The sequence below is a fragment of the Streptomyces sp. NA02950 genome (genome assembly GCF_013364155.1).
Lineage (GTDB): Bacteria > Actinomycetota > Actinomycetes > Streptomycetales > Streptomycetaceae > Streptomyces.
Genome location: NZ_CP054916.1, coordinates 2,222,765 through 2,235,017, shown reverse-complemented (window position 1 = coordinate 2,235,017; position 12,253 = coordinate 2,222,765). Strand labels below are relative to the sequence as shown.

10 protein-coding genes and 1 pseudogene are annotated in these 12,253 nt (G+C 72.7%); 7 read left to right on the top strand and 4 right to left on the bottom strand.

The window, feature by feature from the left end:
- Window positions 1-152 precede the first annotated feature (152 nt).
- The 5 genes from HUT19_RS09375 (at window position 153) to HUT19_RS09355 (ending at window position 4,650) form a co-directional block, all read left to right on the top strand.
- Complete coding sequence (locus HUT19_RS09375; protein ID WP_176180014.1) at window positions 153-593, top strand: DUF6278 family protein; 441 nt, start codon at window positions 153-155, stop codon at window positions 591-593.
- Window positions 594-1,457: 864 nt separating this feature from the next.
- Window positions 1,458-2,204, top strand: coding sequence for an amino acid ABC transporter ATP-binding protein (locus HUT19_RS09370; protein WP_303331635.1), 747 nt, complete (start codon window positions 1,458-1,460; stop codon window positions 2,202-2,204).
- 8 nt (window positions 2,205-2,212) lie between these two features.
- Entirely contained in the window at window positions 2,213-3,139 is a 927-nt protein-coding gene (locus tag HUT19_RS09365) for a glutamate ABC transporter substrate-binding protein (RefSeq protein WP_176180013.1), read from the top strand.
- 9 nt (window positions 3,140-3,148) lie between these two features.
- Window positions 3,149-3,793 carry an amino acid ABC transporter permease gene (locus HUT19_RS09360; RefSeq protein ID WP_176180012.1) on the top strand — a complete coding sequence of 215 codons (645 nt, stop codon included), beginning with the start codon at window positions 3,149-3,151 and terminating at the stop codon, window positions 3,791-3,793.
- Window positions 3,790-4,650: an amino acid ABC transporter permease gene (locus HUT19_RS09355; RefSeq protein ID WP_176180011.1), complete on the top strand. Its 861-nt coding sequence runs from the start codon at window positions 3,790-3,792 to the stop codon at window positions 4,648-4,650. The genes HUT19_RS09360 and HUT19_RS09355 overlap by 4 nt, the downstream gene beginning before the upstream one ends.
- Before the next feature lie 31 nt (window positions 4,651-4,681).
- On the opposite strand, the gene HUT19_RS09350 is transcribed toward HUT19_RS09355, so the two are convergent.
- The gene (locus HUT19_RS09350; RefSeq protein WP_176180010.1) at window positions 4,682-6,298 is read right to left on the bottom strand and encodes an alpha/beta fold hydrolase; all 1,617 of its coding nucleotides are present in this window, start codon (window positions 6,296-6,298) and stop codon (window positions 4,682-4,684) included.
- A 219-nt stretch (window positions 6,299-6,517) separates the two neighbouring features.
- Window positions 6,518-7,264, bottom strand: coding sequence for a hypothetical protein (locus HUT19_RS09345; RefSeq protein ID WP_176180009.1), 747 nt, complete (start codon window positions 7,262-7,264; stop codon window positions 6,518-6,520).
- A 155-nt stretch (window positions 7,265-7,419) separates the two neighbouring features.
- Here HUT19_RS09345 and ggt point away from each other — a divergent pair, with 155 nt between their 5' ends.
- Window positions 7,420-9,297: a gamma-glutamyltransferase gene (gene ggt, locus HUT19_RS09340; protein ID WP_176180008.1), complete on the top strand. Its 1,878-nt coding sequence runs from the start codon at window positions 7,420-7,422 to the stop codon at window positions 9,295-9,297.
- A 151-nt stretch (window positions 9,298-9,448) separates the two neighbouring features.
- On the opposite strand, the pseudogene HUT19_RS09335 reads toward ggt, so the two are convergent.
- Both HUT19_RS09335 and HUT19_RS09330 read right to left on the bottom strand, forming a co-directional pair.
- Window positions 9,449-9,867: pseudogene (locus HUT19_RS09335) on the bottom strand (MFS transporter); the annotation flags it as partial.
- 53 nt (window positions 9,868-9,920) lie between these two features.
- Entirely contained in the window at window positions 9,921-10,391 is a 471-nt protein-coding gene (locus HUT19_RS09330) for a MarR family winged helix-turn-helix transcriptional regulator (protein ID WP_176180007.1), read from the bottom strand.
- A 158-nt stretch (window positions 10,392-10,549) separates the two neighbouring features.
- Between HUT19_RS09330 and HUT19_RS09325 the strand changes: the two genes are divergently transcribed.
- Window positions 10,550-12,106, top strand: a complete 1,557-nt coding sequence (locus tag HUT19_RS09325) for a hypothetical protein (RefSeq protein ID WP_176180006.1) — start codon at window positions 10,550-10,552, stop codon at window positions 12,104-12,106.
- Window positions 12,107-12,253 lie beyond the last annotated feature (147 nt).

Sequence of the window (12,253 nt, the reverse complement as noted above, 5' to 3'; positions counted from 1 at the left end):
GAGTCCCCTCTCGCAACCAACCCGACCGCTGATCCGACAGGTGCGGGAAGAACGTAGAGAGGCGGATGGGTGTCGTCAAGACAATCATCGGGTCACGAGCCGTACCGCGCGCCCTGTGGTGCGCCCGTGCGTGGGATGCGACGCTGAGTGGTATGAACATCCCCTTCTTGGACAACTGGCGCAAGCGGCGCGGCCCCCCTTCCGGTGTCGCGCTGATGGGAGCCCAAGAGGAGGATCCCCAGGGCGTCGCGCAGTTGCTCTCCGAATGCGAACTCCTGCGCGCCCGGGCCGCCACCGCCGGTATCGGACTCGACGACTCCGCCGCCTCGTTGGAAGCGCTCGACCAGCTCCTGCCACGCTGGCGCGACGACCCCGACGAACTGCCCTGGCTCGCCAACGACGCCGGCCTCTACCTCGGCACGGTCATCATCCGCACCGTCCCCGGCGCCGTCTGGCAGGTCTGGCCCAACGGCCACCCCGTCGTCAGACTCGGCTCCGGCCGCGAGGTCGACGTGGTCGAAGCCGGCCGCCAATGGGCCACCGACGGCGCCCCTGAGCTGTCCCAGCTGTACGCGGAGGTCGCCGAGACCTAGGGGCCCCGCGGCGGGGCCCGGTGACACCAACGGGTGACCTGTGCGCGGAATCCGGCCCGGTCTCGTCATCGAGGGCGCGGCCGACCCCGACCGCGGCTTCCGCGCACGCTTCCGCCGCGAGATCGCCGCGGCCCAGGCCGTGGACGGCCGCTACACCGCACGGCTGCCGTCGCCGACTCGGACGTCTTCTGCCTGGCGCCGCCGCTGTGCTACGCCGCCACGGGCGAGGGACTGTTCGGCGACGGACCGGTGGCCGCGGTGCTCTACCGCATCGCGCAGGCGGAGGCGGACCTCTCCCGGGTACCCGGCTGGTCGCGCGCACCACTCGCGGACCGTCCGCATCCGGCCCCTCGGCGCGGCCGGACACCGCCGAGCTGGGACGACGGCTCGCCGGGGGTGTACCCGCGGGCGCCGCCGGGCGGGCCGCCTGGCCCGAGCCGGTCCGGGCGCTCATCACCGAGCGGGAGCGGGCACTGCGCCGGGTCCTCGGACGCGCCGCCACGGAACCCGCCTTCCGCCCGTCCGCCCCGACCGGCGCTTCCGCTGTGCACAGCGCGCCGACCGTGACCGGCACGCCGCGGCCGGCGCCGCGGCCCGACAGGCTGCGGCGTACCGCGTCGGCGCCGGCCGTCGCCCGGGGACCAGCTGAAGGAGACCCGGCCCCTGGCGCTCGGCAGCGGCGGGGTGCTGTACGTCGTCCTCGGCGACGGCAGGGTGGTCTCCGGCGCGCTGCCCCGAGGTCTTGCCCCCGGCCGGTCTCGATCGGGGGGTATCCACTTCGGTTTGCGTGTCATCAGCGAAGTGCCGCTTTTGTCTGGATAGCTTGCGCTGACGCGACACAGGCGAAAGTGGGTGGGGCCGGGTATGGCCGTCGGCGAACCGTTGATCGAGCTGCGTGAGGTCAACAAGTACTTCGGCGCGCTGCATGTGCTCCAGGACATCGACCTCACCGTCGGCCGCGGTGAGGTGGTGGTGGTCATCGGGCCCTCCGGCTCCGGGAAGTCGACGCTGTGCCGGACCATCAACCGGCTGGAGACGGTCCAGTCGGGCGCCATCGTGGTGGACGGCAGACCGCTGCCCGAGGAGGGCAAGGACCTGGCGCGGCTGCGCGCCGAGGTGGGGATGGTCTTCCAGTCGTTCAACCTCTTCGCGCACCGGACCGTGCTGGCCAATCTGATGCTCGCCCAGCAGAAGGTCCGCAGACGCGGCAAGCAGGAGGCCGAGCGGCGGGCACGGGAGTTGCTGGAGCGGGTGGGGCTCGCCGATCAGGCGGACAAGTACCCGGCGCAGCTCTCCGGCGGTCAGCAGCAGCGGGTGGCCATCGCGCGGGCGCTGGCGATGGACCCGAAGGTGATGCTGTTCGACGAGCCGACCTCGGCGCTGGACCCGGAGATGATCAACGAGGTACTGGAGGTCATGCGTCAGCTCGCCCGTGAGGGGATGACGATGGTGGTCGTCACCCATGAGATGGGCTTCGCGCGCTACGCGGCGAACCGGGTGGTGTTCATGGCCGACGGCCGGATCGTGGAGGACCGCAGCCCGGAGGAGTTCTTCAAGGCACCGGCGACCGAGCGGGCCCGGGACTTCCTCTCCAAGATCCTCAAGCACTGAGCCGGGTGATGACGGACATGAGGCGCATCCGCCGGGCGATCGCCGCGCTGGCCCTGGCCCTCGCCCTGCTCCCGGCGGCGGCCGGGTGCGGCAAGGAGGGCAGTCCGCCCGCGAAGGGGCCCCGGGCCGAGAAGCTGCCCACGTACGAGGTGGCCACCGGCTTCCGGCTGCCGGCGTCGCCCACCTGGCGGAGGGCCGAGCGGCGCGGCCATCTCACCGTCGGGGTCAAGGAGGACCAGCCCTATCTCGGCGAGAAGGACCCGGCCACCGGCCGTTACTCCGGCTTCGACATCGAGATCGCCAAGATGATGGCGGCCTCACTGGGCTTCAAGCCCAGCCAGATCCGCTTCCGGACCATTGCCTCCGCCAACCGGGAGACCGCGCTCCAGAACGGCCAGATCGACTACTACGTCGGCACCTACACCATCAATCCGCTGCGTAAGCGTCAGGTGGGGTTCGCCGGGCCGTACTACATGGCGGGCCAGTCACTGCTGGTGCGCGCCGACGAGGACGACATCCACGGCCCGCAGGACCTGGCGGGCAAGACGGTGTGCTCGGTGGCCGGTTCGACCCCGCTCCAGCGGATCCAGGCCGACTACCCCGAGGCCCGCGCGGTGGCGTACGACACCTACTCGGTCTGCGTGGACAACCTGCTGAGCTATCAGGTCGACGCGGTCACCACCGACAACGTGATCCTGCTCGGCTACGCGGCCAAGGTCCCGGAGGAGCTGAAAGTGGTGGGCAAACCCTTCTCCAAGGAGCCGTACGGCATCGGGGTGCCCAGGGGGGACAACGCGCTGCGCTTCGCGCTGGACGACGCGCTCCTGGTCCACGAGCGCAACGGGAACTGGAAGCAGGCGTACAACGCGACCCTCGGCCTGTCCGGCGTGCCCGCCCCCAAGCCGCCGCCCATCGACCGCTACCAGACACGCTGAGGCCGCCGCATGGACGTGCTCACCGACAACTTCTCCCTCTACGGCAAGGGGTTCCTCGGCACGGTCGAGCTGACCGTGTACGCCTCGCTGCTCGCCCTGGCCGTGGGCATCGTGATGGCCGCCTTCCGGGTGGCGCCGGTGGCCTCGCTGCGAGCCTTCGGCGCCGCGTGGGTGACGGTGCTGCGCAACACCCCGCTGACACTGCTGTTCTTCGCGGTGATGCTGGGGCTGCCGCGCTTCGGCCTGGTGCTGCCGTTCACCACCTTCGCGGTGCTGGCGCTGGGCTGCTACACCTCGGCGTTCATCTGCGAGGCGGTGCGCTCGGGCATCAACACGGTGCCGGTCGGGCAGGGCGAGGCCGCGCGCAGCCTCGGGATGACGTTCGAGCAGACGCTGGGCGCGGTGGTGCTGCCGCAGGCGTTCCGCTCGGTCATCCCGCCGATCGGCTCGACCCTGATCGCGCTCGCCAAGAACTCCGCCATCGCCGGGTCGTTCAGCGTCACCGAGCTGCTGGGCACCTACAAGCCGCTCAACGAGATGGGCTACAGCATCATCTGGACCTTCATCTGGATCGCCGTCGGCTATCTGGTCGTGACACTGGCCATCAGCGCGATCTTCGCCGTCCTGGAGAAGCGCTGGGGAGTGCCGCGATGACCACCACCGCCCTCTACGACGTGGCCGGACCGCGGACGCGGCGCCGCCACCGCATGTACGGGATCGCGGCGACGGCGGTGCTGCTGGCGCTGATCGCCTGGATCGTCCATCTCCTGGTCGACACCGGTCAGTTCGCGCACCAGAAGTGGATGCCCTTTGCGTACAAGGGCATCCAGGAGCTGCTGCTGCGCGGACTCGCCAACACCCTCAAGGCGTTCGGTCTGGCCGCGGTGTTCTCGCTGGTGTTCGGCGCCGTACTGGCGGCCGGACGGCTGTCCGAGCACCGGCCGGTGCGCTGGCTGTCCACGCTGGTGGTGGAGTTCTTCCGGGCGATGCCCGTGCTGGTGATGATCTTCTTTGTCTTTGTCGCGCTGAAGGTGCAGGCGCTGCCCGCCCTGGTCACCGGGCTGACGCTGTACAACGGTTCGGTGCTGGCCGAGGTGTTCCGCGCGGGGGTGAACGCGGTGGACCGCGGACAGCGCGAGGCGGCGTACTCCCTCGGCATGCGGAAGACGGCGGTCATGACGTACGTGCTGGTGCCCCAGGGCGTACGGGCGATGCTGCCCGCCATCATCAGCCAGCTGGTGGTGGCCCTGAAGGACACCTCGCTCGGCTTTCTCATCACCTACGAGGAGTTCCTGCACGCCGGAAAGCTCATCGCGTCCAATCTCGACTACGACCTTCCGTTCATCCCGGTGGTGATGGTGATCTCGCCGATCTACATCGGGATGTGCATGCTGCTGTCGTGGTTCGCCAACTGGGTGGCGAAGCGCGAGCGGCGGAGTGTGAAGACCGGCCGGACGCCGGTCGCCGCCCCCGAACCGGTCGCCCCCATGCCGGGCGACACACGCGCCTGACACGGGGGCGGGGGCCTGACGGGGGACCGGATCAGTCGCGGACCGGCACCGACAGGGCGGACGGGTCGTCCGCGGGTGAGGAGAAGGTGAGCCGCGCCCCGTCCGGGTTGTGCTCGTTGTACAGCGGGTCCTTGGCGTCGACGACCAGGGCCATCCGGTGCCCGGCCGGCACGTCGTAGGCGGTCGAGAACAGCTCCAGGTCCACGCCGAACGGCGTTCCCGGGGTGCGGTCGTGGAAGGTGACCGGGGCGTGGGTGATGAGCTTGCCGATCCCGAGCGGGCCGACGTCGTAGAGGTACGCCACCGCCGTACCGCTGGACTTGTTGCTGGTCATGGTGGTGTGCAGGGTGACCGTGCCGCGGATGCGCTGCTCGGTGGCGTAAGCGCCGCTCTGCCAGACGGCCGCGTAGGAGCGGGGCAGCAGCGGGATCGAGGCGAGCGGCGGGAGCTTGAGGAACTGGTCCAGCACGCCGCTGAGGATCGCCGTGCCGCCGTCGGCGCCGGAGTTGTGGTCGGCGCTGATCCGCTCGGTGCGGTCCAGGGCGATCCGGCGGTGGCCGCTGGGCACGGCCGCCCAGCTGGGGTAGCCCTCGTAGCCGTCCTTGGTCCGTGAGGCGAGCTGCACCGGCTGCTCGCTGTCGATGCCGTTCCGCTCGCTCTTGAGATAGCGGTCCAGCCAGCGGCGGGAGTGGTCCCAGGTGTCGTTGGGCAGCCCCAGCAGTCCGGTGACCTCGGGGGTGGCGTGGTCACCGGACCGCAGCTCCAGCCGTTTGGGGCCGGTGAGCTTCTCGTAGAAGCGGGCGTAGCTGTTGACCGGGAAGATGGAGTCGCCCCAGGCGTTGCCCAGCATGACGGCCGTGCCGTTGGCGTTGAGGCGGTCGAGGTAGGTGGCGGCGGAGCGCTTCCTGCCCCACTCGATCATGTCCTGTTCCTTGGCCAGGTTGGAGCCGAGGAAGTCCTTGAGAAACTGCTTCATCTCCTCGCTCGGACGGCCGGTCAGCGTTCCCAGCCCGCCGAGCAGACCGACGGCCTGGCGGTGCTCGGTGCGGCCGCTGTAGATGGAGCCGACCAGGTCCGCCCAGCCGCTCATCGCCACAACGGCCTTGACGCGCGGGTCGAATGCCGAGGCGAGCAGGCTGATCCCGGCACCGTAGGAGACTCCGGCCAGGCCGATGCGGTCGGGGTCGGCGCCGGTGTGGGCCAGGGCCCAGTCGATGACCTTGGAGGCGTCGGCGACATCGGGTGGTCCGGCCGTCTCGATCCGTCCGCCGGACTGCCAGAAGCCGCGGGGGTTGTAACTGAGCACCACATAGCCGGACTCGGCCATCTTCTTGGCCTGGGCGAGATATTCGACCTGGGGCATGGCCCAGCTGGTGGGCAGCACGACGAGCGGATAGCGGTGTGCGGGACCGGCGTCGGCCGGGGCGACCACGTTGGCGGCGAGGGTGACCCCGCCGTCGCCGGGGATGTCGACGAAGCGTACGGAGGCCGAAGAGGACGGTGATGCCGATGACGCGGCGACGGCGCTCACCGGTGCCGAGGCCGCGGCCGGTGCCGAGACGGCGGGGCCGAAGGTGGCACCGGCCAGCACGGTCGCCGAGACGGCGGCGGCCGCCGCCGTACGCAGGGATTTGCGGGCAAGGGTCACTTGTCGCTCCTGGGGGGCCGTGGGGGGCTGAAGGGAGCGCGCGCTCAAGTGACTTGACGGTAACCCGGGTGTTTACCGGTGGTAATAGTGCGGTAAGTTACGCCTGGGTAACGATAAGAGCCGCTCCTGGCTGCCGGGGCCGGAGCGGCTCGGAGCGCTGCCCGGGGGCCGGGCCCCGTCCGGGTCCGGCCCCGCGAAATCACGGCAAGTGGGCTCCGTTCAACCTTCCTTGGACGTGGCCTGCGGCCGCGGCGCCCCGGAGGCCGCCGCCTTGGTGACATCGGCGACCAGCTCGACCACATCCGGGCCGTACGCCTGCGAGTTGACCACCTTCAGCAGCAGACAGAACGAGCCGTGGGCGCCGTACTTCCGGGCCAGCCGGGCGCGGTTGCGCACCAGATGGCGTACGGCCGCACGATGCGTCACCGGGCGCTGCCCGGCGGCCAGGAACACCGGCCGGCCGCCCTCGCCCGCCGTCAGCCGGGCCAGCAGGACGTACTCGACGGTGCCCGGTTCGGCGCGGTAGGCGGTGCCGCCGATGGTGAAGGTGCCGCGGTCCGCGCCGGACTCGTCGCCCGGCTGCACGGCCACGCCCGGCAGCAGGTTCGACAGGTGGGCGGACAGCCTGCGGTGCGCCGTGGGGTCGCCGACGCAGAACTCCGTCCGCGCGCCGAACCCCTGCAACCCGGTGTCATGCGGCGCGACCTCCGGGTGGGCGCCGCAGTTCTCCACGACGGAGGCGAGTCCGAGCAGCGCGAGCGCGTCATGGCGTGGAATGCTCCAGTGCGCCGAGGTGCTGTCCCGATGGGTGACCAGCACACACTCCGAGCCGTCCGGCAGGCCGAAGAAGCGCTGCTCGCGGGCGCGCTTGCGGCGCACGAGCGCCGAATGCACGGCCCAGCCGAGGGCCAGGCCCACGACCAGGGCCGCCGCGGAGGCGATCAGGTCCTGCAGGGTGTCATTCATGGCCGCGCATCGTAGCGGCGAACCGGGTTGGTGTTCGAGGCCGGGGATGGGGGGAACCCGTTCCCTGCCCTGACCACCCGGGACGGCCCACCCTCTGTCGTGACCACGCCGGACACGGGTAGGCTCCGGCCCCTGTCGTCCGCTTGGAGGTATGGATGGGGCCCGCCGCACGACCAGCCGCACCGTCGACCACGTCCAGCGCCGCGCCGCCCCGGCGCCGGCTCCCCGCGCTGGCCGCCGCGGCCGCGCTGGCCGCGGTGCTCGGCATCGCCCCGGCCGGTGCGGCGCGGACCGGCCCGGCGGATTCCGCACCGCACGGCACCCCCGCCAAGACCCCGGTGGCCGAGGGCTACGGCGGCGCCGTCTCCAGCGTGGACCCCGACGCCTCGGCGGCCGGGATCGACGTCCTGCGGCACGGTGGGAACGCGGTGGACGCGGCGGTCGCGACCGCCGCCGCGCTCGGCGTCACCGAGCCGTACTCGGCGGGCGTCGGCGGCGGCGGGTACTTCGTCTACTACAGCGCCAAGAAGCACAAGGTGTACACGCTGGACGGCCGGGAGACCGCGCCGCTCAGCGCCGACAAGGGCCTCTTCCTCGACAAGGACGGCAAACCGCTGCCGTTCGCCGACGCGGTCACCAGCGGACTGAGCGTCGGTACCCCCGGCACCCCCGCCACCTGGGAGGACGCCCTCGACACCTGGGGCACCGAGTCACTGGCGCAGGTGCTGAAGCCCGCCGAGCGGCTGGCCCGCGACGGCTTCACCGTGGACTCCACCTTCCGTCAGCAGACCGCCGACAACCAGGACCGCTTCAGGGACTTCCCGGCCTCGGCCGAGCTCTTCCTGCCCAGTGGCAAGCTGCCGGTGGTGGGCTCCACCTTCACCAACCCCGATCTCGCCCGCACCTACGCCCTGCTGGCCAAGAAGGGCACCGGCGCGGTCTACAAGGGCGAACTGGGCCGCGACATCGTCGACACCGTGCGCAAGCCCCCGGTGGACCCGAAGGCCCAGCGCACCGTACGGCCCGGCGATCTGACCGCGCGCGACCTGCGGTCGTACGCCACCAAGCGCCAGGCGCCCACTCACACCGGCTACCGGGGCCTGGACGTCTACGGCATGGCGCCCTCGTCCTCCGGCGGCACCAGCGTGGCCGAGGCGCTCAACATCCTGGAGAAGACCGACCTCTCCAAGCTCGGTGAGCGCGACTACCTCCACCGCTACATCGAGGCCAGCCGGATAGCCTTCGCCGACCGCGGCCGGTGGGTGGGCGACCCCGCCGCCGAGGACGTCCCCACCAAGGGACTCACCTCACAGCGGTTCGCCGACTCCCGCGCCTGCCTGATCAAGCCCGACGCGGTGCTCAAGAGCCCGGTCAAGCCCGGCGATCCGAACCGCCCGGCGAAGCCCGGCAGCTGTGACACCCGCGGCCACGCCGCCCCCACCACCTACGAGGGCGAGAACACCACCCACCTCACGGTGGCCGACAAGTGGGGCAACGTCGTCGCCTACACCCTCACCATCGAGCAGACCGGCGGCAGCGGCATCACCGTCCCCGGCCGCGGCTTCCTGCTCAACAACGAGCTGACCGACTTCTCCTTCGCGCCCGCCGACCCGGCCGTCCACGACCCGAACCTGCCGGGTCCGGGGAAGCGCCCCCGCTCGTCCATGTCGCCGACGATCGTGCTCGAGAAGAACAAGCCGGTGCTGGCGCTCGGTTCGCCGGGCGGCGCGACCATCATCACGACCGTGCTGCAAACCCTGCTCAACCATCTCGACCGGGGGCTGCCGCTGGTCGACGCCATCGCCGCCCCGCGCGCCAGCCAGCGCAACGCCGCCCAGACCGAACTGGAACCGGGGCTGTGGAACAGCCCCAAGCGGGCCGAACTGGAGGCACTCGGCCACTCCTTCAAGCAGAACCCGGAGATCGGCGCCGCGACGGGCGTCCAGCGGCTGCCCGGCGGACGCTGGCTGGCCGCGGCCGAGAGGGAACGCCGGGGCGGCGGCTCGGCGATGGTGGTCAGCCCCACCGGCTGACGACGCGGGCCCGGACCGGCCCGGCCGCGCGGTTCAGCCCAGCAGGGCGATGACCTCGTCGGACGGGCCGGTCTCACCGAGCCGGGGCGCCCACCGCGGCCGCTCCAGATCCAATGCGCGGGGCCGGGGCGCCGGTGGCCAGGGACCGCGCCCGCAGCAGCGCCATGGCCGCCGGACAGGCGGCGGAGGCGCCGATGCCGAGCAGGGCGCGTGAGCCGATCAGCCAGCCGAAGCCAGGGGCGAACGCGCCCAGCACCCGGCGCCGCACACCACCAGCAGCCCGCACAGGAACCGGCGCGGGCCGAGCAGATCGGCGAGACGGCCCATGGCGGGCTGGGCCAGGGCGCCGGCGAGGTAGAGCGCGGCGATGAGCCAGGCGGTCCCGGCGGCACCGACGCCGAAGTCACGGCCGATGGCCACCGGACCGGTGGCGGTCATCGTGGAGTTGACGGGGTTGAGGACCGAGCCGATCAGCAGCGGGGTCATCAGCCGGGCCCCGAACGGATCGCCCGCACCGGCCGGTGCGGGGGAGCGGTGCGCGTCGCCCGGGCGCGGAACCGGTGCGCGCACGGCGTCCAAGGCGCCCGTGGCTGCCCTGGTATCCGTGGCGTCCCTGACGTCCGTCATTCCTCGACCAGACGTTTCAGCAGTGCGGTGGCCTCGGCCAGGGTGCGGCGCTCCTCGGCGTCGAGGCGGGTGGTCATCGCGTCCAGCAGCCAGCTCCGCTTGGCCTGCCGTGCGGCGGTGATCGCGCGCAGCCCCCGCTCGGTGACCGAGAAGTCGATCTGCCGCCCGTCGGTGGGATGCGGGGTCCGCTCGACCAGCCCCCGCTCCTCCAGCGCGGCGAGGATGCCGCGCATCGACTGGGGGCGGATCAGCTCCGCGCGGGCCAGGGCCGCGGTGGTGGCCGGGCCGCCGGTGTCCAGACGGCTGAGCACGCTGCGCTGGGACGGGGTCAGCTCGCCCAGCGGTGAGGCCGCCCGCATCCGGCGCATCAGCCGGCCGACGACGGCGGAGAGATCGACGGCGACGCGCTCCTGGGCCAGGGTCTCCGGGTCGTGCGGGGTGCCGTCGGGACCGTTCTGGGGTGCCATCGCTCCATCGTGCGATGTCAACAGGTAGACTTGCAAGTTTTGCTGTTGTGTGCGCAGCAGGAAAACCGTCCGTAGCACGCCCGTAACCGTTCCCGTAACACGCGGGGTGTCCAATGCGGGCCACGGGGGTGAAGGGTGCGAGGGGGAGGAGAGTGGCGATGTCGGGCGGGCAACTCCCGGCCGCGATCGGTGAGTTCGCGGACTTCCTGCGTGTGCTGACGGGGCGGCTGGACCCGGGGGCGGGGTGGTACGGCGTCTTCGCCCGGCGCGACCCCGGGGGTCTGGAAGCCTGTCTGGCCGGCCAGGAGGTGCCGCCCTGGGATGTGGTCCAGGCGTTGCTCCAGGACCTCTCCGCCCGGCACGGCCCGGAGGCGGCGCGGGAGGCGGCGGCCCGCGCGGCGGTCCTCTACCGGGCGTCGGTCCTGGTCCACGACACCGAGGTGGGCGGGCGCGCGGCGCTCCAGGACCGGCTGGAGGCGATGCTGGGCGAACAGCGCCGTGCGGCCCGGCGCGAACGCCGCCTCCAGGAGGCCGTGCACACCGCCGGGGACACCACGACGCGGGACGGCCTCGCCGCCGATCTGGCGTGGGCGCACGACGACTGGGAGCGGGCGACCGCCCGCTGCGAGGAACTGCGCGCCCGCCTCGCCGCACTGCCCCCGACCGGGCCCGGTCCACGGGGGCCGGTGCGGCCCGGACCCGACCGGCCCGGACCCGACCGGCCCGGACCCGACCGGCCCGGACCCGACCGGCCCGGACCCGACCGGCCCGGACCCGGTCGGCCGGTTGCGCCGGAGGAGCCACCCCCGGGTACCGCCGAGAGCGTCGCGGCCACGCCCGCTGCGCCGGAGTCGTCCGCCGAGCGTCCCGCGCCCGCCGCTTCCGCACCCCCGCCCACCAGGTCCGCCAGGTCCGCGCCCGCACGCAACCGACCGCGCGGGGCCCGGTTCGCCGGGATCGAGCCGGACGCCGAGGGGGCAGCGGCCGGGGGAGCGGCCGAGCCGCTGCCCCCGGCCGCTGCCCCCGTCCCCGCCCCGGTGGCGGACGCCGCGCCCGAGGCACCGGCGACACCCCGGGGCGCCCGGTTCGCCGGGGCGTACGGCGCCGGGGACGCCCCCCGGCGCCGCCGTCGCGGCGACCGGGAAGAGAGCGCGACCCACCGCGCCGTACGGGAGGCGGCCCGGCGCGGAGAGGCGCACCGCGCCGCCGCCGAGGCCGTGACCCGGCTCGGCAGTCTGCGGGCACAGGGGCGCGGCGGCGAGGCCCATGTGGTGCTGTGCGAGGCCGCCGCCTGGCCCGCCCCGAGGCTGCCGGTGCTCGCGGCGGAGCTGGAACGCGCCGGGCTCGGGGCGGATGTGGCCACCCTGCTCTGGGAGATGGCGTGTCTGCCGCCCCCGAGGCTGGCCGCCGCCGCCGAGGCCCTGATGGCGGCGGGCCGGGAGGCCGACGGCGAGCGGCTGCTGCGGCAGAGCGTCTCCCGGCCGGTCGTGGAGATCGCGCACACCGCGCTGGCGCTGGTCGCGGCGGGTGCCGACCACGAGGCGGGCCTTCTGCTGCGGGCGCTGGTGCGGGCCCGGAGCCCGGAGGACGCGGCGGACGCGGCGGGTGCGGATCCGGCCACCCTGGTGCCGCTGCTGCTCGACGCCGCCGACGGGGTGTCCACCAGCAGCCATCACGATCTCGCCCTGGCGCTGCGCGTGGCCGGTCTGGCCTGACACAACGCGAAATCCGAACGTCTTCGTTGAGTAACGGCGGCGGTATTGCCAGAGTGGTCAGTGCGCTTCTACGTTCTTTTCCACAGCCGGATTCTACGTGCGTAGACACAGGTTGACGACGGGGCTACGCCCCCGGAGCACTGCTGT